The following is a 24,850-nucleotide window of genomic DNA, read 5'->3' as shown; positions in this document are numbered from 1 at the left end:
ATAGCAGGAGCGAATCCGCATGCTCAAGGCCTTGTGCCAAAGCCTGTGCCTGAGTCTGCCGCTGGCTGCCAGTGCGCACGCCGCGTCGGTGGTCTTTCTCAATCCGGGTTATTCCAACGAAACCTTCTGGGTCAGCTATTCGAACTTCATGCAGGCGGCCGCCAAGGATCTGGGCATGCAGTTGCGCATCGAATACAGCGAGCGGCGACCGGAGCTGGCGCTGACCCAGGCACGCCAGGTGCTTGAAGGCCAGCCGCGGCCTGATTATCTGGTACTGGTCAATGAGCAGTACGTGGCCCCGGAAATCATTCGCCTGTCACGGGGCAGCGGGGTCAAGCTGTTTCTGGTCAATAACGGCCTGACCCATGATCAGGCCGAGTTGATTCGCGCGCATCCGGACAAGTACCCGCCATTACGGGGCACCCTGGTGGGTAACGATGAGCAGGCCGGCTACCAGATGCTCAACGAACTGATTGCCCTGCACGCGCGCAAAGGCGCACAGCAGCCGGTCGAGCTGCTGGCGTTTTCCGGCCTCAAGACCACGCCCGCCGCGCAGTTGCGCGAGCAGGGCATGCGCCGGGCCCTGGCCGAACATCCGCAGGTACGTTTGCGTCAGGTGGTGTACGGCGGCTGGGGCCAGCAGCGGGCTTACGAGCAGGCGCAGCAACTGTTGAAGCGATACCCGAAGATCGAACTGGTCTGGTCGGCCAACGACGAGATGGCCTTTGGTGCCATGCAGGCGTTTGTCGAAGCCGGCCGCACGCCAGGCAAGGATGTGCTGTTCAGTGCCGTCAACAGTTCCCCGCAAGCCCTGCAGGCGCGGATCGACGGCCGTCTCAGCGTGCTGATGGGCGGGCACTTCTCTCTCGGTGGCTGGGCAATGGTGTTGTTGCACGATGATGCGCTGAAACTGCCAATTGATCGGGATGGGCAGCGTGATCACCAGGTGCCGGTGCTGCAGTTGATTGATCCGCTACGTGCCCGGCGCTGGTTGAGTCTCCACGGTCAGGCCGACTACGGGCTGGACTTCAACCGTTTCAGCGCTCAGGGCCATCCCGCCGAATACCGCTATCCATTCCTGAGTGCACCGGTCAAATATTAAAATAGCCCTGCTTGAGCAAAGGGCATTGCTGGACTTAACTGCTACGGGTGACATGCATTCCCATAACCACCAATAAGAGGCAATGCAATGGGAAACTCGACCAAAGCGGGTAAGAGTGACAGCAGTGTCGATGCCTGGGCGATACTCTGTCTGATCGTCCTGGTTGTTGTGACCGCGGTGTATTGGGTCAGCCACCAGTAATATCACGCGATGGGCAATCATGAGCCGCCCGCAGAATGGATATCTGCGGGCGGATTGCGTTTCAGCGCGCGGTGAGGTGCATGGCCAGTTGCACCAGCCCCACGAGTACCAGAATGAAGATCAAGGTGAAGACGGTGCCCAGCGCAATGAAATGGCTGGCCTTGCCGTAGGTGAAGTCGCGGGCGCGGTTCTTGCCGCTTTGCACGCCGAACGCCGCCGCCAGAATGCTTTGCAGCATCTGCCAGAAGGTTGGGGGTTTGCCTTGGGCTGGGTCGTCCATGAGGGGCTCCTTGGGATAGGCATCGCCCTCAGTGTAGACCGGATCGCGGGGCAAGCCCGCTCCTACCTTGATCGGTGGGAGCGGGCTTGCCCCGCGATTTCAGTCAGTTGTCATAGCCAAGGTTAGGCGCCAGCCAGCGCTCACTCACGCTCAAGTCCTGGCCTTTACGCGCGGTGTAGCTCTGCACCTGATCCTTGTCGACCTTGCCCACGGCAAAGTACTGCGCCTGCGGGTGCGCGAAGTACCAGCCGCTGACCGCCGCCGCCGGGAACATGGCGAAGTGCTCGGTGAGGAACACGCCGCTGGGGCCGGTTTCGCCGATGGCGGTGCCATCGAGCAGGCGGAACAGGGTTTCCTTCTCAGTGTGGTCCGGGCAGGCCGGGTAGCCCGGGGCAGGGCGGATCCCCGAGTACTGCTCCTTGATCAGCGCTTCGTTGCTCAGGTGCTCGTCCTTGGCGTAACCCCAGTAGTCTTTACGCACCTGCTCGTGCAGCCATTCGGCGCAGGCCTCGGCCAGACGGTCGGCGAGGGCCTTGACCATGATCGAGTTGTAGTCGTCGCCCTTGTCCTGGTAAGCCTTGGCCACTTCTTCGGCACCGATGCCTGCGGTGGTGATGAAGCCGCCGACGTAGTCAGTGATGCCGGTCTCCTTCGGCGCGACGAAGTCGGCCAGGGAGAAGTTCGGCTTGTTGTCCGGTTTGATGGTCTGCTGGCGCAGGTGGTGGAGCTGGGCCAGTGGCTGGCCGTCGGCACCATAGACTTCGATATCGTCGTGGTTGACCTGGTTGGCCGGCCAGAAACCGAACACCGCGCGGGCGCTGATCAGTTTCTCGTCGATCAGCTTGGCGAGCATTTCCTGGGCGTCCTTGAACAGCGCGGTGGCCGCTTCACCGACCACTTCGTCGGTGAGGATGCGCGGGTACTTGCCGGCCAGGTCCCAGGAGATGAAGAACGGCGTCCAGTCGATGTATTCGGCCAGTACCTTGAGGTCGATGTTTTCCAGCACCTTGACCCCGGTAAAGGTCGGCACTGCCGGTTGATAATCGGTCCAGTCGTACTTCGGCTTGGCCGCAATCGACTGCGCGTAGCTCAGGCGCTCGGTGCGGGCGCTGCGATTGGCGGTGCGCTCGCGCACTTCGATATAGTCCAGACGGGTCTTCTCGACGAAGCCAGGCTTGAGTTCCTTGGACAACAGCTGGGTCGCCACGCCGACAGCGCGTGAGGCGTCGGTCACATAGACCACCGCATCATTGCTGTACTTGGGCTCGATCTTCACCGCCGTGTGCGCCTTGGAGGTGGTCGCGCCACCGATCATCAACGGCAGGTGGAAATCCTGGCGCTGCATCTCGCGGGCGACATGGACCATCTCGTCCAGCGATGGGGTGATCAGGCCGGACAGGCCGATGATGTCGCACTTCTGTTCGCGGGCGGTCTGCAGGATCTTCTCGGCCGGCACCATTACACCCAGGTCAACGATGTCGTAACCATTGCAACCCAGTACCACGCCGACGATGTTCTTGCCGATGTCGTGCACGTCGCCCTTGACCGTGGCCATGAGGATCTTGCCTTTGGCTTCGGGCTTGTCGCCTTTTTCCGCTTCGATGAACGGAATCAGGTGAGCCACCGCCTGCTTCATCACCCGCGCCGATTTCACCACCTGCGGCAGGAACATCTTGCCGGCGCCGAACAGGTCGCCGACCACGTTCATGCCGCTCATCAGCGGGCCTTCGATGACTTCGATCGGGCGCGCGCATTGCTGGCGGCACTCCTCGGTGTCTTCGACGATAAAGGCGGTGATGCCTTTGACCAGCGCGTGTTCCAGGCGCTTGTCGACCGGCAGCGAACGCCACTCTTCGTTCTCGACCTCCTTGACCGCGCCGCCGCCCTTGTAGTCGTCGGCAATCGCCAGCAGGGCGTCGGTGCCTTCCGGGGTGCGGTTGAGCACCACGTCCTCGACCTTCTCGCGCAGGACCGCCGGAATCTCGTCGTAGATCTCCAGCTGGCCGGCGTTGACGATACCCATGGTCAGGCCATTCTGGATCGCGTGGTAGAGGAACACCGAGTGAATCGCCTCACGCACCGGGTTGTTGCCACGGAACGAGAACGACACGTTGGACACCCCGCCCGAGCTCAGCGCGTAGGGCAGGTGGTCGCGAATGTAGGCGCAGGCCTCGATGAAATCGACGGCGTAGTTGTTGTGCTCTTCGATGCCGGTGGCAACGGCGAAGATGTTCGGGTCGAAGATGATGTCTTCCGGCGGGAAGCCCACTTCGTTGACCAGGATGTCGTAGCTGCGCTGGCAGATCTCGCGCTTGCGCGCAGCGGTATCGGCCTGGCCGACTTCGTCGAAGGCCATCACCACCACAGCGGCGCCGTAGCGCTTGCACAGTTTGGCGTGATGCTTGAAGGCCTCGACACCTTCTTTCATCGAGATCGAGTTGACGATGCCCTTGCCCTGGATGCACTTGAGGCCGGCTTCGATCACTTCCCACTTGGAGGAGTCGATCATGATCGGTACGCGCGAGATGTCCGGCTCACCGGCGATCAGGTTGAGGAACTTGACCATGGCCGCCTGGGAGTCGAGCATCCCTTCGTCCATGTTGATGTCGATCACCTGGGCCCCGGCCTCGACCTGCTGCAGGGCGACTTCCAGCGCTTCGGTGTAGTTCTCTTCGCGGATCAGGCGGGCGAATTTGGCGGAGCCGGTGATGTTGGTGCGCTCGCCGACGTTGACGAACAGCGAGTTGCGATCGATGGTGAACGGCTCCAGGCCCGACAGGCGACAGGCCTTGGGAATGTCTGGAATGGCCCGTGGTTTGTGCTTGGCTACGGCCTCGGCAATCGCCTGGATGTGCCCCGGCGTGGTGCCGCAGCAACCGCCGATGATGTTGAGGAAACCACTGGCAGCGAACTCCTCGACCACTACGGCCATCTCGGCCGGGGTTTCATCGTATTCGCCGAAGGCGTTCGGCAGGCCGGCGTTGGGGTGTGCCGACACATGGGTGCCGGCCTTGTCCGACAGCTCTTCCAGGTAAGGCCGCAGGTCCTTGGCACCGAGCGCACAGTTCAGGCCCACCGAGATCGGGTTGGCGTGCCGCACCGAGTTCCAGAACGCTTCGGTGGTCTGCCCGGACAGGGTGCGACCGGAGGCGTCGGTGATGGTCCCGGAAATCATGATCGGCAATTCGACGCCGTCTTCCTCGAAGACCTGCTGCACGGCAAAGATCGCCGCCTTGGCGTTGAGGGTGTCGAAGATGGTCTCGATCAGGATCAGGTCGGCGCCGCCCTCGATCAGGCCGCGGGTGGCCTCGATGTAGTTTTCTACCAGCAAGTCGAAGGTGACGTTGCGGTAGCCGGGATCGTTGACGTCCGGGGAGATCGAGCAGGTACGGCTGGTCGGGCCGAGCACGCCGGCGACGAAGCGCGGCTTGTCCGGGGTTTCCAGGGTCTTGGCATCGGCGACCTGGCGGGCGATGCGCGCGCCTTGCACGTTCAGCTCATACACCAGCGCTTCCATGCCGTAGTCGGCCTGGGAAATCTGCGTGGCGTTGAAGGTGTTGGTTTCAAGAATATCGGCACCGGCATCCAGATACGCCTTCTCGATGGCGGCGATGACATCCGGGCGCGAGAGCAGCAACAGGTCGTTGTTGCCTTTGACATCGCTTGGCCAATCGGCGAAGCGCGTGCCACGATAGTCGTGTTCCTCTAGGCGGTAGCTTTGGATCATAGTACCCATGCCGCCATCGAGAATCAGGATGCGCTCTTTGAGTGCGTGCTGAAGTGCTTGGAAACGAGCGCTGCGGTCAGACATAGGACTACCTGGTCGGGCGAAAACAAAAGTTGCGGAATAATAACAAAGCTGCGCGGTTTTTAGACGTGTCGAGCATTTACATGAATTTCATTCATGTTGGCGCGCCGCCAGCACCGGTAGAATCGTGAAGCTTTCAATACCCAGGACAATTGGCACATGGTGCATCGCTTACTTGCCGGCGCTTTCGCTCTGTTCATCAGTGGCGTGGCGTTAGGGCAAGCCCCTCAATCGAGCTCGGCTATTTCGTATACCCGGGACATCCAACCGATCTTCACCGAGAAATGCGTGGCCTGCCACGCCTGCAACGACGCGGCCTGCCAGCTCAACCTGGGCAGTGCCGAAGGCGCGTCGCGGGGCGCGTCCAAGGTGCCGGTGTACCAAGGTGATCGCAGCAAGGCCGTGGCCCCGACCCGCTTGTTCTTTGATGCCAACAGCACCGAGGCCTGGCAGCGCAAAGGCTTTTACTCGGTACTCGACAATCAGGGCAGCCAGGCTGCGCTGATGGCGCGGATGCTCGAACTGGGCCACAAGACGCCGCTGACACCCAATGCCAAGCTGCCTGAAGAGATTGTCCTGGGCCTGAACCGCAACAACATGTGCCCGTTGCCCGGCGAGTTCGACGCCTATGCCGGCGCCCACCCCAAAGAGGGGATGCCGCTGGCGGTCACCGGCCTCACCGATGCCGAGTACCAGACCCTGCAACGCTGGCTCGCCGCAGGGGCGCCGGTGGAGCACAACCCGATCCAGCCGAGCGCCACCGAGGCTGCGCAGATCGCTGACTGGGAGGCGCTGCTCAACCGTCCGGGCTCGACCGAAGCGCTGGTCGGGCGCTGGCTGTACGAGCACCTGTTCCTGGCGCATATCCACTTTGTCGGCGGCGAGCAGGGCCACTTTTTCCAGTGGGTACGTTCGCGCACGCCCAGTGGCCAGCCTATCGACCTGCTCACGACCCGGCGCCCCAACGATCCGCCGGGCACCGACTTCTATTACCGCCTGATGCCGGTGCAGGGCGTGATCGTGCATAAGACCCACATCACCTACCCGATGGGCCCGCAGAAGCTCAAGCGCGTCAAACAGCTGTTCTACAGCGGCGACTGGCATGCCACGGCGCTGCCAGGCTACGGCCCGCGCCACCGCGCTAACCCCTTCGAAACCTTCGAAGCGATCCCGGCCGTGGCCCGTTACCAGTTCATGCTGGATAACGCCGAATACTTCGTGCGTACCTTTATCCGCGGCCCGGTGTGCCGCGGCCAGATCGCCACTGACGTAATCCGCGACAACTTCTGGGCGCTGTTCCAGGAACCGGCCCACGACCGCTACCTGACCGATGCCGAGTACCGCGGCCAGGCCACGCCGTTGCTGGCCATGCCTGGGCAGATCGACGATGTGGGCAGCATCCTGACCCTGTGGCATGCCTACCGCGACAAGCGCAACGAGTATGAAAGCCTGCGCCGCGATGCCTATGCCGAGATGCCGGCGCCGAGCTGGTCGACCCTGTGGGCCGGTAACGACAACGCGCTGCTGACCATCTTCCGCCACTTCGACAGCGCTTCTGTGACCAAGGGCCTGATCGGTGACGTACCGAAGACCCTGTGGCTGTTCGACTACCCGCTGTTCGAGCGCACCTACTACCAGCTGGCAGTCAACTTCGATGTCTACGGCAACGTCTCGCACCAGGCGCAGACCCGCTTGTACTTCGACTTGATCCGCAACGGTGCCGAGGTCAACTTCCTGCGCCTGATGCCGGCTGAGCAGCGCGGCGCGATTCTCAGCGACTGGTACCAGAACAGCGGCAAGGTGAAGATGTGGATGGACTACGAGGAGATCGACACCGATACCCCGAGTGCACTGCAACTGTCTGCCAAAGACCCGAAACGCGACTTCGGCCTCAAGCTGATCCAGCGCACCGGTAGCCTCAATGCCGCGCCCGATCCGATCAACCGTTGTCAGGGCGCCTATTGCTCGCGCCCGCAGATGAACGAGGAGTTTCGTGGCGTCGAACAGACCCTGAGCCGTCTGGTGTCGCGTCCGGCTGCCGGGTTGAAGGTCATCGGCCAGTTGCCTGAGGCAACCCTGCTGCGTATCGAGGGGCAGGGCGGTCAGCGCCAGGTCTACAGCCTGTTACGCAACCGCGCGCACAGCAACGTGGCGTTCATGCTCGGTGAGGCGTACCGCTACCAGCCGGGCCTGGACACCCTGACCTTGGTTCCCGGGGTGCTGAGCAGCTACCCGAACTTCATGTTCAACGTTCCCGCGGCCGATGTGCCGGAGTTCGTCGAAGATCTGGAAGCCGCCCGCGACGACACCGACAAGTTCGAGCGCGTGGTCATGCGCTGGGGCGTGCGCCGCAGCCACCCGCAGTTCTGGCAGTACTTCCACGACCTCAACAGCTACATCAAGGAAACCGATGCGGTGGAGGCGGGCGTGCTCGACATGAACCGCTACGAAAACCTCTGAGCCGAGCCGCCGGGAAGGGCGTTTGAGCCCTCCCGGCCCCGGTCATGCTTTCCTGACATAAATACTAGGACTTTGTTCGGCGGCCAGGTTGGCGTAAACTGCCGGCAAGTCTGTGAGGAACTTCCATGAGCGCCATAACTATTACCGACGCCGCGCATGATTACCTGGCTGATCTGCTGTCCAAGCAGAACACCCCGGGTATTGGCATTCGCATCTTTATCACCCAGCCGGGCACCACCTACGCCGAAACCTGCATTGCCTACTGCAAGCCGGGCGAAGAAAAGCCGGAAGACACGGCTGTGGGTCTGGCCAGTTTTACTGCTTACCTGGATGCGGTCAGTGTGCCGTTTCTTGAAGATGCGGTCGTCGACTACGCCACCGATCGCATGGGTGGCCAGCTGACCATCAAGGCGCCGAACGCCAAAGTGCCGATGGTCAACGAAGACAGCCCGATCAACGAGCGCATCAACTACTACCTGCAAACCGAGATCAACCCGGGGCTGGCCAGCCACGGCGGGCAGGTCAGTCTGATCGAAGTGGTTGAAGACGGTATCGCCGTACTGCAGTTCGGTGGCGGTTGCCAGGGTTGTGGCCAGGCCGACGTGACCTTGAAGGAAGGCATCGAGCGGACCTTGCTCGAGCGTATCCCGGAACTCAAGGGTGTGCGCGATGTGACTGACCACAGTCAGAAAGAGAACGCCTACTACTAAGTAAGGTGTTTTATCGCGGGGCAAGCCCGCTCCCACAGGTGCTACTGTGGGAGCGGGCTTGCCCCGCGATGCATTTCAGCGCCACGGCGCACCGTTGGCGAACTGCCGCTCGATCCACTGTTTGAAGGCAGTGGTTGCCGCCGTATTGAAGCGAGCACCGGGGCGAACCAGGTACACGCCGGCAGCACTGTCCAGTTGCCATTCTGGCAACACCCGCTGCAGGCTGCCGCGATCCAGATCCTTCTTCATCATCCAGTCGCCACCGGCGATGATGCCGACGCCCGCCCGGGCAACGCCAAGCAATGCCTCGTTATCGTTGCTCTGCATCGAACCCTGCACTTTGATGGTCTGTAGCTCACCGTCGCGGTACAAATGCCACTGCGGATAAGAACGCAATCCGGTAAAGCCCAGGCAATTGTGGGCGCCAAGCTCGGCCGGTGTCTGCGGTTGCCCATGTCGTTCAAGGTAAGCGGGAGCGGCGCAGAGAATGCGCTGGTGATCGCAAAGCTTGCGCGCCACCAATCGACTGTCGCTCAGCTCACCGATGCGGATTGCGGCATCGAAGCCTTCGCCGACCAGATCGACAAAACGCTCCGAGTACTCAGCTTCCACCGTCACCTGCGGAAAGGCCAGGACAAACTCGGCGAGCATCGGGCTGAGCCACAGCCTGCCCATGGACGAGGGCAGCGCCAGGCGCAAGCGGCCTCTGACTTCGATTGCGCCCTGGGCGGCTTCGCGTTCGGCATCGCTGATCAGGCTGGCGGCATGCTGCAGGCGCTCTACCAGACGCAGGCCTTCGTCGGTAAAGCGCAACTGGCGGGTGGTGCGTTCGACCAGACGGATACCCAGGCGTTGCTCCATGGCCCCCAGGCGTTTCGACAGCACCGAAGGATGGCGTTGCAGATGCCGGCCTGCCGCGGCAAAGGAGCCATGGCTGAAGAGGGCCAGAAGGGTGGCCAGCTCATCGGCCTGGCGACTGTCGAACGGGTCCATGTTGGTGCTGCGCCTCAAGGGGTAAGGATGATCGCGCCCTGGGAACGCCCTTGCTGCAAGTCGTCGTGGGCAGTGGCCACGTCGGCCAGGGCATAGCGCTGCCAGATCCGCGGCTGGATGATACCTGCCGTCACCGCTGCCAGCACGTCCTGCGCACGTTCCTGGTACTCCTGTGTGGTAGCGGTATGCGCGGCGAGCGAAGGGCGGGTGACAAACAGCGAGCCCTTGGCATTGAGGGTGCCCATGGCCAGCGGTTCAGGCGCGCCGGAGGTTGCGCCATAGGACACCAGCACACCGCGCGGTCGCAGGCTGTCGAGCGAAGCCTGCAGCGACACGCGGCCAACCGAATCGTAGACCACATCGACTTTCAGCCCCTGGGTAAGGTCCAGCACCTGTGCGGCCAGGGTATCGGCGTCGAACACCAGCACCTCGTCACACCCTGCATCCCTGGCCCTGGCCAGGCTTTGCGGCTTGGATACCACACCGATCACAAACGCACCCAGGTGCTTGGCCCAAGGCACCAGCAACTGACCGAGCGCGCCCGCTGCGCCATAGATCAACACGCGTGTGCCCGGTCCGACCGGGTAGGTGCTCTTGAGCAGGTACTGGGCGGTTATGCCTTTGAACAGCACGGCTGCGGCGTCTTCGAACGACAGGCTGTCTGGCAGCTTCACCAGGCGCTCAGCGGGGAACAGGCGGGCGCTGGCGTAGCCACCCAGGGGACCTGTGGCATAGCCCACGCGGTCACCGATTTGCAGCGTGCTCACCCCCGGGCCGATTGCCGTCACGGTGCCGGCGCCTTCCAGGCCCAACCCTGAAGGCAGCGCTATCGGCACATCGCCCTTGCGTTGATTGACGTCCAGCGGATTGACGCCAATGGCCGCCTGTTCCAGCCAGACTTCGCCGGGCCCGGGGGCTTGTGGATGGGCGTTGGCGAGCTGCATGACTTGCGGATTGCCGGTTTGCTCAAGGCGTACGTGCATGACCATGTTCAGTACCTCGGATCAGTTGTAGGTGGCTGTGAGGATATTTACTGATGGCATGAGCAGCAATTACCTGAAAAAGCAGATGAGTGCTGCACACAATGCAGCAATGGGCTTGCGGTGGGAGCGGGCTTGTCCCGCGATGCGATGTGACTGAGAACATGCAATCGCGGGGCAAGCCCGCTCCCACCGAAGCGCCCATCCACCACCGGATGTCGGTTGGCCCGCTATGTGCTTTACCCCCTGGAACCGCATGTTTACAGGGATCAACGGCATGACAATCGCTCAACCACTCGACCTCGCTGCCCGCGATACCGGCTGGAGTGCCGAGTTGAGGCTGCGTTTTGTCCGCCGCGCAGCGAAGACCTGTATTGGTGCGCGGCGTCATTTCGGTCCACTTTTGGTGCAGCGGCCGTTCTACCCGGAAGGGGCGCCGTGCCACGTTTATGTGCTGCACCCGCCCGGTGGTGTGGTCGGTGGCGACAAATTGGTGCTCGACGTGCACCTGGAAGCCGGCAGCCATGCGCTGCTGACCATGCCCGGCGCGACCAAGTTCTACCGCAGCAGCGGCGACACCTCGACCCTGACCCAGCACTTTCACCTGGCCACTGACAGCGTGCTGGAGTGGCTGCCCCAAGGCAGCATCTGTTTTGCCGGTGCCCGTGTACGCCTGGTGAACCGCTTCAAGCTGTCGCCGGGGGCGCGCTTGCTAGCCTGGGAAACCTTGTGCCTGGGGCGACCGGTGATGAATGAATCCTTCAGCCATGGCGCACTGGACAGTCGCCTACAGATCGATGTGCCCGATGACCCCGGCCTGCATGAACGCCTGCGCATCGAAGGTGGCCAGCTGCAGAAACTCGGTGGCTATCCGTTGCAGGCCACGTTCTGCGCCTATCCGGCCAATGAAACCCTGCTTGAACAAACCCGCACCCTGATCGATGACCTGAGCGTACCCGCCGCAGCGACCCTGCTCGGCCAACTGCTGGTGGTGCGTCTGCTCGATTCCGATAATCAACGCCTGCAATCCACCCTGCAGCGGCTATGGCATGCCTTGCGACCGGCCGTGGTCGGCCTGGCGCCATGTCCGCCGCGTATCTGGGCTACTTGAGAGAACACCATGGAGCTGACCCCGAGAGAGAAAGACAAATTGCTGCTGTTCACCGCCGCGCTTCTGGCCGAGCGCCGGTTGGCCCGTGGCCTGAAGCTCAACTACCCGGAGGCGGTGGCACTGATCAGCGCCACGGTGATGGAAGGCGCCCGTGACGGACGCACCGTCGCTGAGCTGATGAACCTGGGCCGTGAAGTGCTCAGCCGCGAGCAGGTGATGGACGGCGTGAGTGAAATGATCCCCGACGTGCAGGTCGAAGCGACGTTTCCCGACGGCACCAAGCTGGTGACCGTGCATGACCCGATTGTCTAGGAGCGCAGGATGATTCCCGGAGAAATACAGGTCGCCGAGGGCGACATCGAACTCAATGCCGGTTGCCCGAACCTCAGTGTCACGGTGGCCAACCATGGCGACCGGCCGGTGCAGGTCGGCTCGCATTATCACTTTTATGAGGTCAACAACGCCCTGGTGTTCGAGCGTGAGCCTACCCGCGGTTTTCGCCTGGACATCGCCGCCGGCACCGCTGTGCGCTTCGAGCCGGGCCAGGCGCGTACCGTGACCCTGGTGCCTTATGCGGGCAAACGCGAGGTCTACGGTTTTCAAGGCAAGGTAATGGGCAAGCTGGAGGCGCAAGGATGAGCCGGATTTCCCGCAGGGCCTATGCCGACATGTTCGGCCCCACTGTCGGTGACCGCGTGCGCCTGGCCGACACCGAGCTGTGGGTCGAGGTGGAAAAGGACTTCACGATTTACGGCGAAGAGGTCAAGTTCGGTGGCGGCAAGGTGATCCGCGACGGCATGGGCCAGGGCCAGATGCTCGCCGCCGAGGCCATGGACCTGGTGCTGACCAACGCTCTGATCATCGACCACTGGGGCATTGTCAAGGCAGACATCGGCATCAAGAACGGGCGCATCTTCGGCGTCGGCAAAGCCGGTAATCCTGACGTGCAGCCTGGCGTGACCCTGCCTGTCGGCGCGGGCACCGAAGTGATCGCCGCCGAAGGCAAGATCGTCACCGCGGGCGGCATCGACTCGCACATCCATTTCATCTGCCCGCAGCAGGTGGAGGAGGCGCTGACCTCGGGTATCACCACCTTCATCGGCGGCGGCACCGGGCCGGCCACCGGCACCAACGCCACCACCTGCACCTCCGGGCCCTGGTACCTGGCGCGCATGCTGCAGGCGGCCGACGAGCTGCCGATCAACATCGGCCTGCTCGGCAAGGGCAACGCCTCGCAGCCACAAGCCTTGCGCGAGCAGATTCACGCCGGCGCCGTCGGCCTCAAGCTGCATGAAGACTGGGGCTCGACCCCGGCGGCCATCGACTGCTGCCTGACCGTCGCCGACGAGCTGGATGTGCAGGTGGCCATTCACACCGACACCCTCAACGAGTCCGGTTGCGTCGAAGACACCCTGGCGGCCATCGGTGACCGCACCATCCATACCTTCCACACCGAAGGGGCGGGCGGCGGCCATGCCCCGGACATCATCCGCGCGGCAGCCTTTGCCAACGTGCTGCCGTCGTCGACCAACCCGACCTTGCCGTACACCATCAACACCGTGGATGAGCACCTGGACATGCTCATGGTCTGCCACCACCTGGACCCGAGCATTGCCGAAGACGTGGCCTTCGCCGAGTCGCGCATCCGCCGCGAAACCATCGCCGCCGAAGACATCCTGCATGACATCGGCGCGTTCTCTATGACTTCATCCGACTCGCAGGCCATGGGCCGGGTCGGTGAAGTGGTGCTGCGAACCTGGCAGGTCGCCGACCAGATGAAGCGCCGCCGTGGCCCGCTGGCGCCGGATAGCGGCTACAGCGACAACTTCCGGGTCAAACGCTACATCGCCAAATACACCATCAATCCCGCGCTGACCCATGGTATCGCCCATGAAGTCGGTTCCGTGGAGGCGGGCAAGCTGGCCGACCTGGTGCTCTGGGCCCCGGCCTTTTTCGGGGTCAAGCCCGCGTTGGTGATCAAGGGCGGGATGATCGCCATGGCGCCGATGGGCGATATCAACGGCTCGATCCCGACCCCGCAACCGGTGCATTACCGGCCGATGTTCGGCGCCCTGGGCGCGGCACGCAATGCCACGCGCATGACCTTCCTGTCGCAGTCCGCCCATGAGCGCGGCGTCCATCAGCAACTGGGCTTGCGCAGCCTGATCGGCGTGGTCGATGGCTGTCGCACGGTGCGCAAGGGCGACATGGTCCACAACGGCCTGCTGCCGCTGATCGAAGTGGATTCGCAGACTTACGAGGTGCGTGCCAACGGCGAGCTGCTGGTGTGTGAGCCGGCCACGGTGCTGCCGATGGCGCAACGTTATTTTCTGTTCTGAAGGAGCGAGCATGATTGTCTTCACGCGTCGGCTGAATGAGGCCGAGCAGGTAAGCACCACGGTGACCCTCACCCTGGACACACGGATCAAGAGCCGGGTACGCGTCACCCTCGACGACGGTCGCGAGGCCGGCCTGATGCTCGAGCGCGGCCAGCTGTTGCGCGGCGGTGAGCTGTTGGCTGATGAACTGGGCGCTGAAGTGGTTCGCGTGGTGGCGGCGGCCGAGCAGGTTTCCACCGTGCGCTGCGATGACCCGCTGCTGTTGGCGCGCGCCAGCTATCACTTGGGCAATCGCCACGTGCCGTTGCAGATCGACGGCGGCTTTTTGCGCTATCAGCACGACCACGTACTGGACGAGATGGTTCGCGGCCTGGGCTTGCAGGTCGCGGTGGAGCAAGCGCCGTTCGAGCCGGAAGCCGGTGCCTACCAGAGCGCGCCGCATAGCCATGCGCATAGCGACCATCCCTTTGTACGTGTGGCACAGCACTGATTTTTGATAAGGAGCATCACCATGAAAAACACTCTGGCCCTCGCGTTGTTGCTGGTTGCCGTACCGGCTTTCGCCCATCCCGGGCACGATGCCAATCCGCTGCAGGACGGCCTGCTGCATCCGCTGACCGGTCTTGATCACCTGCTGATGCTGCTCGGTACCGGTGTTCTCGCGGCGTTGACCGGACGCACCCTGGCGCTGCCATTGCTGACCCTCTGCGCCATGTTCGGCGGCGCGCTGCTCGGGCATCTGTTCGGTGGCGTGATCGGCATGGAGCAGATGATCATCGGCTCGCTGCTGGTGGCCGCTGCCGCGTTGCTGCTGCCTGGCCGTCAAACCATGCTGGCCCTGGCCATGCCGCTGTTTGCCCTGTTCCATGGTTGGGCTCATGGGGTTGAAGCCAGCCCCGGCGCGTTCTGGATGTTCAGCGCAGGCTTTGTCACGGTCAGCGGCCTGTTGCTGCTGGCAGGCTTTGCCGCTGGCTGCCTGCTGCGCCGTCACGCAGGCCTGCAAAAAGCCTTCGGTGGCGGCCTGCTGGCAGGTGCGGCAGTGGTGCTGGCCGGTTGATGAGCAGCGATCTCAAGCTGTTGCGCCTGTTGCAGCTGGCCAGCCCGAGCCTGCCGGTGGGTGGTTTCACCTACTCGCAGGGGCTGGAATGGGCGGTGGAAGCCGGCTGGGTGCAAGGTGCCGAAGGCTTCCGCCACTGGCAACGTCAGCAGCTGGAAGACACCCTCGGTTACCTCGACTGGCCATTGCTGGCGCGCCTGTACCAGGCCTGCCGCGACGACGATGCCGAAACCTTCGCGCGCTGGAGCCAGTTTCTGCTGGCCAACCGCGAAACCGCCGAGCTGCGCCTGGAAGAACGCCAGCGAGGCATGGCCCTGGCGCGGCTGCTGGACGGCTGGCAGTTGTGCCAGGCGCCTGAGTGGCGCGCCAGCCTGGAGTTGAGTCAGTTGGGCGGCATGGCGTGGCTGGGCGCGCATTGGGATATCCCGCTGCGTGATCTGGCCCTGGGTCATGGTTTCGCCTGGCTCGAAGGTGCAGTCATGGCTGGGGTCAAGCTGGTGCCCTTTGGCCAGCAGGCGGCCCAGAGCCTGTTGCGCGACCTGTGTGAAGCACTGCCCGAGGTACTGCAAAGCGCCTTGCAACGAACTGACGATCAGTTGGGCGCTGGCTTGCCGCTGCTGGCGATTGCCTCGGCCCGTCACGAAACCCAATACACCCGATTGTTCCGATCCTGAGGAAAGCTCTATGCAAAGCTATCAGCAACCCCTGCGCGTCGGTGTCGGCGGCCCGGTCGGCTCCGGCAAGACCGCGCTGCTCGAGGCCCTGTGCAAGGCCATGCGCGATCACTATGAAATCGCCGTGGTCACCAACGACATCTACACCAAGGAAGACCAGCGCATCCTCACCGAGGCCGGGGCCCTGGCTCCCGAGCGTATCGTCGGCGTGGAAACCGGTGGCTGCCCGCATACCGCGATTCGCGAAGACGCCTCGATGAACCTGGCCGCGGTGGAGGAGCTGGCACGCAAGTTCGGCAACCTCGAAGTGATCTTTGTCGAGAGCGGCGGCGATAACCTCAGCGCCACCTTCAGCCCGGAGCTGGCCGACCTGACGGTCTATGTGATCGATGTGGCCGAAGGCGAGAAGATCCCGCGCAAGGGCGGACCGGGGATCACCAAGTCGGACTTCCTAGTGATCAACAAGATTGACCTGGCACCGTATGTGGGGGCGTCGCTGGAGATGATGGAGAAGGACACCCAGCGCATGCGTCCCGAGCGGCCCTGGACTTTTACCAACCTCAAGACCGGACAGGGTTTGCAGCGGGTGATCGATTTCATTGTCGAGCGCGGGATGCTCAAGGCTGCGCAAGGTTAAGTCGCGGGGCGGTGGGGCCATGTCGATGGCCCCTGTCCGTACCTCCCGCTAGTAATCCAGCCACTCGATGGGGCCGATGAGCTGTTTGCCAAGGATGCGCATCAGCACAAAGGTGAGCACCTCGATGTTGTTGTCGAAAGAACCATGAGTCGAGGGTATCTGCTGTCCATCCCGAGTGTTGCGCACCCAGGGTGTAGGCCAGACGCGCAAGCGGTCAGGTTTCGTCGGCCAGTTCGCCAGCCACTGTTGAATCGCCGGCAGCGTACTGGCGTCCCACTGGTCCTTGTCGCTGGCATACTTCGCATCCAGCGCCCGGGCCATACCCAGCAGGGGTTGCTTGCGCACATCTTCCAATGCCCGTGACACCAGATAGAGCAGCGACTTGCCATACGCGGGGAAGTCAGGGGTCGGCAGGCCATCGGCCTTTTCATCCTCATCGCGCAGGACATCGAGCCAGAGCTGCTCCAGGCTGAGCACGCCGGTGACATGGGCGTTGAGGTAATGTTTGAGCGCGAAATCAGTTGAGCAGGCCGCGGCAAACAACTCGCAGCTCTGCACTTTGAGCAGCGCTTGCTCGGTGTTTTTACCCAGCAGATCCAGCAGATGGCCGAGCAGAATCGAGCCGGCGGAGTGGCCGAGCAAATGCAGCTCCAGTTTGCCACCTTGGTTTTGCAGGTCAGCTGCCAGCGCTCGAAGAGACTTGTTCAACAGGTCAAGCCCATGCCCAGGCTGGCTGCTGTCGCGGGCATTGCTGCGCATCTGCGACCAGATACCGGTGCCGAGCACGTGGCCGAGCGCTTCGACGGCGCGGTCCTTGGCATCGCCGAGGGTGTCATCCAGCCCAGTGGCCCGCAGGTCCTTAGCACCGAAAAGCTTGTGCAGCCAGTCCTCTGCCATGTTGGCGAGCGTCTCTCCCGGCCCGGTTTTCCAGGTCATGAACAACGGATAGATGCCGTTGGCCAGGAAGTAGGGCGCCAGTACCCGGATACGCTGAATGGACGCGTCCTCGCCGTTCAGCCCGCCGTGGGCGTAGAGCACCAGGCGCAGAGTCTTTTTCTGCGGTTGTGTCTGCAGCCAGGCCAGCGGCCGGTCATGCACCACCTCCTGCACCAGGCCCGCGCGATCCAGCGGACCTCGGGTAAAGTCGGTAGGGACGATCTCGCCGTCATTACCGGTGACCAGGGTCAGTTCGTAGGCGCGGGCTGTACGGATCGGCTGATAACGCGGTTCTTTGAAGGGGTGGTCGAAAGGCCAGGGGTCGTCAACCGGATTGGCCGGTACCCGCGCCGATCGATCAAGCCCGGTCAGCGAACGCCCCGACCCGACCCGAAAGGCTGAGGACACCTGATCAAGCAGATCGGACTTGCCGGGTTTTAGTTTGCTCGGGTCCGATAACTGCTGCGGCACACCCAGGGCACAGGCCCAGGCATCCGTGCCGTAGATGACCCAGTCTTCATAAGGCAGCACGGCGAAGCCCGAACGTCCCCAGCGGGTGCCCCAGGAGTTCTGCACAATGAATCCCCGGTGGTCGTAGCCAACGATGGCAAATGCGTGCCCACCTAATGAGCCCGGCGTTTGTGGCGGCGGGATGACGGGCAGGCTGTCGAGGTTTTTCGGCACGGCGGTCGCCCGCGTGTGCATGAGGGTTTCCCAGCCGTCATGCACGCTGGATGAAACGTAGACCGCGCCAATGTTCAGAATGGCTGCCTGCAGGTCCACCACGGAGCTGCGGTTGATCCGGTAGTAAACCCCCAGAGGCCTTGTGGCCGCGTCGGTATCCCAGCGGGGCCGAGGGCGAATGAAGCCCTTTGTGGAAAACGGCCAGTGCTGCTCGCTGCATACACCGTGCTTGTGCCAGCCTTTGAGGGCACCGCGGCAACTGGAGCCCTGATAATCGTCGCCTGGCCATTCATCGTAGCGACGCGCCAGTTCGTAGAGCATGCGCGGGCTGACCGCATCGAAGACGCCAGCGCTGCCTAGCGCCAGGTGCTGAAGCCAGAGCAGGTAATTGACCACGCAGGCCAAGCCGAATCCGGTACAGGCGCCATCGCTGCCTTGATCGAGCACCAGCCCCTGGGCGACGTAACTCTTGAGGTATTTTGCCAAGTCAGTCTGCGCCGGCGCACAAGGCGGGAGTGAGCGCAGCGGTGGGATGTAGGGCAGGTCGCGAAAATCCAGGCGATCGGGGCGGGCGTCGAAGAGTCGACCTGCGATCGGGGTGCGGCTGATGGCGGGCTTGGCTTTGGGGAGCTTGACTGCGCCGGCTTTGGTTTTGCTCATGCGCTTCTCCTTGAAGTGGCTTTTGATGGCTAGCAGGGATTAGCGTAGCCCCGGCAGCCGATCGCGGGGCAAGCCCGCTCCCACCGGAGTTCAATGATCAGCAAAATGCACCGCCAGCCACACTGTCGCCTGCTGGCTATCCGTCCACTCGACCCGGTGTCGGCAATGCGCCGGAATCTCGACAAAGTCTCCCGGCTTCAACACTCGTTCACGGCTTTCATGTTCAAGCCGCAGCCCGGCCGAACCACTGAGCAGCAACACCCACTCGCCCTGCGGCTGGTCATACCAGAAGCCCGCAGGGCTCGCCTGGCCATGGGAGACGATGCGCTCTATGCGCAAGCCCGGGTGCGCCAGCAGTTCGTCAACGTGTTCCTGCGTGGTAGCGGCAGGAAGGGGATTGAACAGGTTGTTGAACATCGCTGCATGACCCTCGTCTGGCATCTCATTGTGGTTTAAGGTGTCGTCTGCCTCTCATGATAGGGATTGATCATGAAACACCCGCTTTTGCAGCCCCTGTGTGTCGCAATGCTGATGAGCACATGCCTGCCTGCGCTGGCTGCACTGCCCAGCGCGCCGTCCTACATCGATGATAGCGGTTACCCAGAGGCGGCCAAGCAGCGCATCCTGCCGCCGATGTTCGAGCAGACCCTGGCCAGCACCCGCTACATCGCCAAGGCGGACAACCCGCTGATCACCCAGGCCGAAGCCAGCGGCTTCAAGCAGACCAGCGACTACCAGCAGACGCGTGATTACCTGAGCAAGCTGGTCGCGGCGTCCGGGGGCAGTATCGTGCTTCACGATCTGCCGGAGAAAAGCGCCGAAGGCCACCCGATGGTCATGGCCATTGCCTCGCTGGAAGTCGACAAGTCGCCGGCTGGCTTGAACGAATCAGGCAAACCGACGATCTTCGTCGAGGCCGAGATCCATCCCGGCGAGGCCAATGGCAAAGACGCCATGTTCATGCTGCTGCGCGACATGACCACCGGCGACAAGCCGCTGGCCAGTGTGCTGGAAAAGGTCAACATCCTCTTCATCCCTACCGTCAATATCGATGGTGACCTGCGCCGCAGCGCCTATGGGCGGATCAACCAGAACGGTCCGCAGCAGACCGGTTGGCGGGTCAATGGCCTGAACTACAACCTCAACCGTGACTTCACCAAGCTCGACAGCGCCGAGATCCGCAACGTCGCCTGGGTGTTCAACACCTACGACCTGAGCTTCTTCGCCGACACCCATTCCACCGATGGCGCCATGTATCCCTACGACAGCTCCTATTGCCACAATGGCAACGGATGGTCGCCGGCCAGCAGTGCGTGGATGGATAACGTCATGCGTGGGCCGGTGTACAAGGCGCTGGAGGCCGATGGGCATGTGGTGCACGAGTGCATCAGCCTCAACGACAACCAGGACCCGAGCCAGGGCTACTACCCGTACCGCAGCGACTACGCGCGGTTTTCCAACCAGTACGGCGACATTCGCAACGTCCCCTCGATTCTCATCGAACAACACGCCTTGCATCCGTACCAGACCCAGGTGCTGGGCAACTATGTGATGCTCAAAAGCATGTTCCAGGTGATTGGCGAGCAATCGGCATCGCTCAAGGAAGCCATCCGCCAGGACCGCGAGCGGCTGGAGAGCCAGCAGGAAGTGATCCTCACCTGGAAGCCGGGCAAGGCCCAGACCACCCCGTTCACAGTGGGTGACTACCGCTATGAACAGTCGCCGATCACCGGTGCCAAGACCATTGTCTGGAGCAACAAACCCAAGCAGCTGACAGTTCCGGTGACCGGTAATACCGAGCCGGACCTGGTGACCCGGCGTCCACAGCAGTACGTCGTGCCCGGCCAATGGCGCGAGGTCATTGCCCGGCTCAAGGCCCATGGCATCCAGATGACCACCCTGGACAAGCCCAAGGCGATCGCGGTCACCCTGTACCGCATGGACGAGGTCAAGGTGGCGGGCGGATTCGAGCCTGATCGTGCGCAAACCAACCAGATTCCCGGCTACGAAGGACGTCTGCTGGTCAGCGGGGTAGCCAGGCCGTTCGAACGGTTGCAGACCTTCCCGGCAGGTTCGGTGGTGATCGACCTTGATCAGCCGCTGGGTGTGCTGGCGGTCAACTTGCTGTATCCCGAAAGCCCGGATTCGTTCTGGGCCTGGGGGTTCTTCAACTCGACCCTGGTGGTGGCGGAAGAACCTGAGGAGTACGTGATGGAACCCATGGCGCGCAAGATGCTCGCCGAGCGCCCTGAACTCAAGGCCGAGTTCGACAAGAAGCTCAAGACCGACAAGGTCTTTGCCGCCAGCCCCAGTGCGCGCTTGCAATGGTTTTACCAGCGTACGCCGTTCTATGACGTGAATGCCTTTGTCTATCCGGTGGGGGCAGTGTTCTGAAGCTTTCGCGGGGCAAGCCCGCTCCCACAGTGTAGGAGCGGGCTTGCCCCGCGATGGCCATAACCGGTAAGAGAGGGAACAATGGTGGCGGTTGAAACAAATGGACCACAGCTGTCGATCCCAACGCTTGAAGCGTTCAATCAGTGTGTTCTGCAGTTGGCCAGTCTGGCCCGCGAGCAAGGCAGCTCGCATTTCATCGCCGATGGCTTGCAGGCCTTTCGCCAACTGGTGCCATTCGCCTCGGCCTGGTGGGGGGAAATGTCTGCCAGCGTTTCCACTGCGCCACTGCAGAGCTGGATGCACGGGCGCATCGACCTGCCGGCATCCTTCGCTGCTGAGTGGCGCCACGTCGCCGGTCTGGACAGCTTCGCCCACGACACCCTGGCCAAGCCGGGGCGGGTGATTCGCGACAGTGAGTTCACCGACCCGGTCGAGGCGGTCAACGACTTTGCCCGCCGTTATGACCTCTATCACCTGATGAGCATCACCTTCGAACTGCCGGAGAGTGGCCTGAGCTTCTTTGTCTGTTTGTACCGGGGCGTGGATGAGCAAGCCTTCAATGCCAGCGAAGACGCACTGTTTGCCGCCTTCTGCGCCCACTTGCTGCAATTGTGGCGTTTCCAGGTGCAGGACATGATCCGCCTCGACACCGGCAACGGCGCCAGCGACTTCGGTGTGGCGCGCCTGGATGGCAGCCTGCTGTATGTCGGGGCCCGGCTGTGCGCGGTGATACAGCGTGAGGTGCCGGGCTGGAGTGGCTCGGTGTTGCCGGCCGAGGTCATCGCGCAGTTGCACACGGTACCCTGTGTGATGCGTTTGGGCCGCTGTGCACTGACCCTGAGCCCGAATGCCGAACACGTGATCCTGTCACTTGAAGCGCCGCCCCCTGGGGTGGTGCTGGCACCCCGCGAACGCACGGCGGCGATGCTCTTCGCTGCTGGCCATTCCTACAAGGAGATCGCCCGGATGCTGTCGTTGAGCCCGGCCACGGTGCGTACCTACCTGCGCAACTGCTACGCGCAACTGGGGGTCAAGAGCAAGGTGGAACTGGGCTCGGCCTTGCGTTCGGTCGCAGCAGTGGTGGAAAAAGTCGTCTGACCCTCCTCATTTGCGGAGGTCCGTTCTTTTGTCGAGCGCTATAGGGTGTGCCCAGAGCCGATAAAAACAAGAGAGCGTTCCGATGCAACGAGTGATTCCCAGCCTGATGGCCGCGGCCCTGGCTTTTTCTTCCCTGCAGGCCATGGCCGCCGCTGACCTTGTGCTGGTCAACGGCAAGGTGTACACCGCCGAGCCCGGCCAGGCCTTGATGCAAGCGGTGGCGGTCAAGGATGGCAAGATTGTGCAAGTGGGCACAGATGCGCAGATCAATGCGCTGGCCGATGCCCACACCCAACGCATCGACCTCGCGGGCAAAGTGCTGATGCCCGGCATGATCGACACCCACAGTCATCCGGTCCTGGGCGCCTTGGCCACCCTCGGCGCCAATCTGGAAGATGCAGTCAAGCCGCTGCCCGAACTGGAGCAATGGATACTGGCCGAGGTCAAGGACGGTCGCGGCAAAGCCGCTGATGTCATCAGCATCGCCGGCGTGAGTTCGGCCTATTGGGAGAAAAGCCGCGAACTGGGCCAGCTGTTCAACCAGGGGCGCTGGGCCGATCAGCCGTTGGTGCTCAACGGTATTGACGGCCACACCGGCTGGGCTAACAACGCCATGCTCAAGCGGCTGAAAATCGATGCCGCACGGGTCAAGGGTATGTCGGAGCAAGACCGCAGCTATGTCGGTCACGCGGCTGACTTCACGCCAAACGGCTATTTTTCCGAATCTCAATGGGACCAGGTGCGCAGCCAGATTCCTGCGGCCAGCGAGGAGGTCATGCTCAAGGCAGCCCGTGAAGCGGTACGGATCAACAATCAGTACGGTGTGACCGCCTGGATGGACGCGGCCTCCAACGCTGGCAGTGACGACTCCCTGTTTGATTTCAAAGCCACCGAGCAGAGCTACGGCGTACTGCCGCTGTACCGCGCCCTGGCCGAGCAGGGCGAACTCAACGCTCACGTTGCCGCATTGATGATTGCCAACCCCAAGAGCCGGCCAGCGGATCTTGAGGTGTTGGCCAGCGTGATGAACAAGTTTCAGGGCGTGCCCAACTTGAGCTTTCCGGGCATCAAGGTCTTCGTCGATGGCGTGCTGGAGTATCCGGGGCAAACCGCTGCGGTGCTTGAGCCCTATAAGAACAGCCAGAAAAATGGCCAGTTGCTGATCGAGCCCGAGCATTTCGGGGAACTGGTGGCGGCGGCGGAACAGCGCGACTGGATTGTCCATATGCACGCCGTTGGCGACCGGGCGGTGCGCGAATCGCTCAATGCTGTCGAATACGCGCGCACGCTCAACAGCAGCGCCAAGGCGCACAGCATCAGTCACCTGCAACTGGTCGACCCGCAAGACTTTCCGCGCTTCAAACAACTCGGTGTGATCGCTTCCATGCAGATGCTTTGGGCCACCGGGGAGAGCTACACCGTGGAGCTGGTCAAACCCTACATTAGTGCGTCGGCTTACAGCTATCAGTACCCGGCCAATTCGCTAGAACACGCCGGAGCGATGATCGCCGGTGCCAGTGACTGGCCGGTGTCCAGCCCCAACCCGTGGAACGCCATCGCCCAGGCCATCACCCGTAAAGGGCCGCTGGGTGTGCTTAACGCTGAAGAAAGCGTCGATCGCCAGGTCATGTTCCAGGCCTATACCCTCAATGCCGCCAAGACCCTGCGCCTGGACCAGCAGATCGGCTCATTGGCGCCTGGCAAGCAGGCTGACCTGATCGTCCTCGACCGGGATGTGTTCAAGGTCAGCAACGATGAGTTGTTTGACACCCAAGTGCTGAAGACCTTCTTCGCCGGCAAACAGGTCTACGCCCCCGCGTCCTGACCGCTCTCTCTGACGATGCCTGGTTCCTTGCCCAGCGAGGGGCCCGGTTTCGCCCGCACGAACCTACCCGCACACCGATAAAAACAAGGGTTTTGTATGAACGCACGCGCCATTTTCTCCCTCGCCAGCTTGTTGCTGACCCCATTGAGCAGTCAGGCCCTGACGCTGAGCGAAGACTTTTCCCTGGAAGTGGAACTCACCGCCGCCAGCGACTACCGCAGCCGGGGTGTTTCGCAAACCCTTGGCGATCCGGCCCTGCAGGCCGGCGCCACGCTGATCCACAGCAGCGGTTTGTATCTGGGCAGCTGGACGTCCAACGTCGATTTTGGCGACGACTTCAAGACCCGTCAGGAGCTGGAGTACTACGCGGGTTGGTACTGGCAGGCGACGGATGCGGTCAGCCTTGATCTGGGCTATGTCAAATACGACTACCCCAAGGAAGGCCAGTTCAACATGAGTGAGGTGTACGCCATCCTCGATGTGTACGGGGTGCAACTGGGTGCTTACTACTCCAATGACACGCCGAATTTCTTTGGTGAGGATCAGGACACGCTCTACGCCTACCTCGGTTACAGTTTGACCTTGCCAGGTGACGTGGGACTGGCGTTGCGCGCCGGGCGCAATGATGTAAAAGATCCGGCGTTCTTGTCGGCCAGCGGCGATGACCGTAATGCGTACTACGAGTGGGAGGCGAAGCTGAGCCGTGAGTTTGTCGGGGTGACCTGGGGCCTGAGTTATATCGACACAGACCTGTCGAAAAGCGAGTGCATCAATTGGTACGGCTATGACGACCTGTGCTCGGCGACGGTGGTGGTCAGTGCCAGCAAGACGTTCTGATGGCGACGGGGGGACGCGGTGGGAGCGGGCTTGCCCCGCGATACGATGGGGCTGACTGATCGCA

The 24,850-nt window shown here is 62.5% G+C and carries 21 protein-coding genes; 15 read left to right on the top strand and 6 right to left on the bottom strand.

The genetic code is table 11. The features are described 5' to 3' along the window. Positions 1-19 precede the first annotated feature (19 nt). Positions 20-1,102: an ABC transporter substrate-binding protein gene (locus NPS47_RS08095; RefSeq protein ID WP_274294464.1), complete on the top strand. Its 1,083-nt coding sequence runs from the start codon at positions 20-22 to the stop codon at positions 1,100-1,102. Positions 1,103-1,364: 262 nt separating this feature from the next. On the opposite strand, the gene NPS47_RS08090 is transcribed toward NPS47_RS08095, so the two are convergent. Continuing rightward, positions 1,365-1,583: a DUF2970 domain-containing protein gene (locus NPS47_RS08090; RefSeq protein ID WP_038611512.1), complete on the bottom strand. Its 219-nt coding sequence runs from the start codon at positions 1,581-1,583 to the stop codon at positions 1,365-1,367. Positions 1,584-1,686: 103 nt separating this feature from the next. Continuing rightward, positions 1,687-5,394, bottom strand: coding sequence for a methionine synthase (metH, locus tag NPS47_RS08085; RefSeq protein WP_274294463.1), 3,708 nt, complete (start codon positions 5,392-5,394; stop codon positions 1,687-1,689). Between the two features lie 156 nt (positions 5,395-5,550). On the opposite strand from metH, the gene NPS47_RS08080 reads away from it, so the two are divergent. Together NPS47_RS08080 and nfuA are read left to right on the top strand one after the other, a co-directional pair. Further along, on the top strand, positions 5,551-7,851 hold the full coding sequence (locus NPS47_RS08080) for a fatty acid cis/trans isomerase (protein ID WP_274294462.1): 2,301 nt from the start codon (positions 5,551-5,553) through the stop codon (positions 7,849-7,851). A gap of 125 nt (positions 7,852-7,976) precedes the next feature. Continuing rightward, a complete protein-coding gene (gene nfuA, locus NPS47_RS08075) occupies positions 7,977-8,561 on the top strand; it encodes a Fe-S biogenesis protein NfuA (RefSeq protein WP_028941949.1) in 585 nt (194 codons plus the stop codon). 75 nt (positions 8,562-8,636) lie between these two features. On the opposite strand, the gene NPS47_RS08070 is transcribed toward nfuA, so the two are convergent. Together NPS47_RS08070 and NPS47_RS08065 are read right to left on the bottom strand one after the other, a co-directional pair. Then, entirely contained in the window at positions 8,637-9,554 is a 918-nt protein-coding gene (locus NPS47_RS08070; protein WP_274294461.1) for a LysR family transcriptional regulator, read from the bottom strand. A 14-nt stretch (positions 9,555-9,568) separates the two neighbouring features. Next, positions 9,569-10,543, bottom strand: a complete 975-nt coding sequence (locus tag NPS47_RS08065; protein WP_274294460.1) for a quinone oxidoreductase family protein — start codon at positions 10,541-10,543, stop codon at positions 9,569-9,571. Positions 10,544-10,811: 268 nt separating this feature from the next. Between NPS47_RS08065 and NPS47_RS08060 the strand changes: the two genes are divergently transcribed. From NPS47_RS08060 to ureG, 8 genes are read left to right on the top strand one after another with little or no spacing between them, the layout of a single operon-like run. After that, a complete protein-coding gene (locus NPS47_RS08060; RefSeq protein ID WP_274294459.1) occupies positions 10,812-11,645 on the top strand; it encodes an urease accessory protein UreD in 834 nt (277 codons plus the stop codon). A 9-nt stretch (positions 11,646-11,654) separates the two neighbouring features. Then, positions 11,655-11,957: an urease subunit gamma gene (locus NPS47_RS08055; RefSeq protein WP_038611495.1), complete on the top strand. Its 303-nt coding sequence runs from the start codon at positions 11,655-11,657 to the stop codon at positions 11,955-11,957. 9 nt (positions 11,958-11,966) lie between these two features. Beyond that, the gene (locus NPS47_RS08050) at positions 11,967-12,284 is read left to right on the top strand and encodes an urease subunit beta (RefSeq protein WP_274294458.1); all 318 of its coding nucleotides are present in this window, start codon (positions 11,967-11,969) and stop codon (positions 12,282-12,284) included. Then, positions 12,281-13,984, top strand: coding sequence for an urease subunit alpha (ureC, locus tag NPS47_RS08045; RefSeq protein WP_274294457.1), 1,704 nt, complete (start codon positions 12,281-12,283; stop codon positions 13,982-13,984). Before NPS47_RS08050 ends, ureC begins: the two co-directional genes overlap by 4 nt. Positions 13,985-13,994: 10 nt before the next feature. Next, positions 13,995-14,474: an urease accessory protein UreE gene (gene ureE / locus NPS47_RS08040; protein WP_274294456.1), complete on the top strand. Its 480-nt coding sequence runs from the start codon at positions 13,995-13,997 to the stop codon at positions 14,472-14,474. Between the two features lie 21 nt (positions 14,475-14,495). Continuing rightward, a complete protein-coding gene (locus NPS47_RS08035; RefSeq protein ID WP_274294455.1) occupies positions 14,496-15,041 on the top strand; it encodes a HupE/UreJ family protein in 546 nt (181 codons plus the stop codon). Beyond that, positions 15,041-15,715 carry an urease accessory protein UreF gene (locus NPS47_RS08030; protein ID WP_274294454.1) on the top strand — a complete coding sequence of 225 codons (675 nt, stop codon included), beginning with the start codon at positions 15,041-15,043 and terminating at the stop codon, positions 15,713-15,715. Before NPS47_RS08035 ends, NPS47_RS08030 begins: the two co-directional genes overlap by 1 nt. A 10-nt stretch (positions 15,716-15,725) precedes the next feature. Further along, positions 15,726-16,352: an urease accessory protein UreG gene (ureG, locus tag NPS47_RS08025; protein ID WP_274294453.1), complete on the top strand. Its 627-nt coding sequence runs from the start codon at positions 15,726-15,728 to the stop codon at positions 16,350-16,352. 48 nt (positions 16,353-16,400) lie between these two features. Here the strand turns inward: ureG and NPS47_RS08020 are convergent, their stop codons facing one another. Continuing rightward, entirely contained in the window at positions 16,401-18,632 is a 2,232-nt protein-coding gene (locus NPS47_RS08020; RefSeq protein ID WP_274294452.1) for a C1 family peptidase, read from the bottom strand. A gap of 90 nt (positions 18,633-18,722) precedes the next feature. Continuing rightward, entirely contained in the window at positions 18,723-19,049 is a 327-nt protein-coding gene (locus NPS47_RS08015) for a cupin domain-containing protein (protein WP_274294451.1), read from the bottom strand. Positions 19,050-19,121: 72 nt separating this feature from the next. Between NPS47_RS08015 and NPS47_RS08010 the strand changes: the two genes are divergently transcribed. From NPS47_RS08010 to NPS47_RS07995, 4 genes are all read left to right on the top strand, one after another. Next, the gene (locus NPS47_RS08010) at positions 19,122-21,026 is read left to right on the top strand and encodes a M14 family metallopeptidase (protein WP_274294450.1); all 1,905 of its coding nucleotides are present in this window, start codon (positions 19,122-19,124) and stop codon (positions 21,024-21,026) included. 84 nt (positions 21,027-21,110) lie between these two features. Continuing rightward, positions 21,111-22,124, top strand: coding sequence for a helix-turn-helix transcriptional regulator (locus NPS47_RS08005; RefSeq protein WP_274294449.1), 1,014 nt, complete (start codon positions 21,111-21,113; stop codon positions 22,122-22,124). A gap of 82 nt (positions 22,125-22,206) precedes the next feature. Beyond that, positions 22,207-23,949, top strand: a complete 1,743-nt coding sequence (locus tag NPS47_RS08000) for an amidohydrolase (protein WP_274294448.1) — start codon at positions 22,207-22,209, stop codon at positions 23,947-23,949. Between the two features lie 96 nt (positions 23,950-24,045). Continuing rightward, on the top strand, positions 24,046-24,786 hold the full coding sequence (locus NPS47_RS07995) for a TorF family putative porin (protein ID WP_274294447.1): 741 nt from the start codon (positions 24,046-24,048) through the stop codon (positions 24,784-24,786). Positions 24,787-24,850 lie beyond the last annotated feature (64 nt).

Origin of the sequence: Pseudomonas putida (assembly GCF_028682475.1) — a bacterium.
Taxonomy (GTDB): Bacteria; Pseudomonadota; Gammaproteobacteria; order Pseudomonadales; family Pseudomonadaceae; genus Aquipseudomonas; species Aquipseudomonas putida_AG.
The sequence above is the reverse complement of the archived record's forward strand: the minus strand, read 5'-3'. Positions and strand labels throughout refer to the sequence as shown.

Coding starts and splice junctions, on each gene's coding strand:
- NPS47_RS08080 (WP_274294462.1), top strand. CDS start 5,551: ATGGTGCATCGCTTACTTGCCGGCGCTTTCGCTCTGTTCATCAGTGGC.
- NPS47_RS08070 (WP_274294461.1), bottom strand. CDS start 9,554: ATGGACCCGTTCGACAGTCGCCAGGCCGATGAGCTGGCCACCCTTCTG.
- ureG (WP_274294453.1), top strand. CDS start 15,726: ATGCAAAGCTATCAGCAACCCCTGCGCGTCGGTGTCGGCGGCCCGGTC.
- NPS47_RS08020 (WP_274294452.1), bottom strand. CDS start 18,632: ATGAGCAAAACCAAAGCCGGCGCAGTCAAGCTCCCCAAAGCCAAGCCC.
- ureC (WP_274294457.1), top strand. CDS start 12,281: ATGAGCCGGATTTCCCGCAGGGCCTATGCCGACATGTTCGGCCCCACT.
- NPS47_RS08010 (WP_274294450.1), top strand. CDS start 19,122: ATGAAACACCCGCTTTTGCAGCCCCTGTGTGTCGCAATGCTGATGAGC.
- NPS47_RS07995 (WP_274294447.1), top strand. CDS start 24,046: ATGAACGCACGCGCCATTTTCTCCCTCGCCAGCTTGTTGCTGACCCCA.
- NPS47_RS08050 (WP_274294458.1), top strand. CDS start 11,967: ATGATTCCCGGAGAAATACAGGTCGCCGAGGGCGACATCGAACTCAAT.
- NPS47_RS08095 (WP_274294464.1), top strand. CDS start 20: ATGCTCAAGGCCTTGTGCCAAAGCCTGTGCCTGAGTCTGCCGCTGGCT.
- NPS47_RS08015 (WP_274294451.1), bottom strand. CDS start 19,049: ATGTTCAACAACCTGTTCAATCCCCTTCCTGCCGCTACCACGCAGGAA.
- NPS47_RS08055 (WP_038611495.1), top strand. CDS start 11,655: ATGGAGCTGACCCCGAGAGAGAAAGACAAATTGCTGCTGTTCACCGCC.
- ureE (WP_274294456.1), top strand. CDS start 13,995: ATGATTGTCTTCACGCGTCGGCTGAATGAGGCCGAGCAGGTAAGCACC.
- metH (WP_274294463.1), bottom strand. CDS start 5,394: ATGTCTGACCGCAGCGCTCGTTTCCAAGCACTTCAGCACGCACTCAAA.
- NPS47_RS08000 (WP_274294448.1), top strand. CDS start 22,207: ATGCAACGAGTGATTCCCAGCCTGATGGCCGCGGCCCTGGCTTTTTCT.
- NPS47_RS08030 (WP_274294454.1), top strand. CDS start 15,041: ATGAGCAGCGATCTCAAGCTGTTGCGCCTGTTGCAGCTGGCCAGCCCG.
- NPS47_RS08035 (WP_274294455.1), top strand. CDS start 14,496: ATGAAAAACACTCTGGCCCTCGCGTTGTTGCTGGTTGCCGTACCGGCT.
- NPS47_RS08065 (WP_274294460.1), bottom strand. CDS start 10,543: ATGGTCATGCACGTACGCCTTGAGCAAACCGGCAATCCGCAAGTCATG.
- NPS47_RS08090 (WP_038611512.1), bottom strand. CDS start 1,583: ATGGACGACCCAGCCCAAGGCAAACCCCCAACCTTCTGGCAGATGCTG.
- NPS47_RS08060 (WP_274294459.1), top strand. CDS start 10,812: ATGACAATCGCTCAACCACTCGACCTCGCTGCCCGCGATACCGGCTGG.
- nfuA (WP_028941949.1), top strand. CDS start 7,977: ATGAGCGCCATAACTATTACCGACGCCGCGCATGATTACCTGGCTGAT.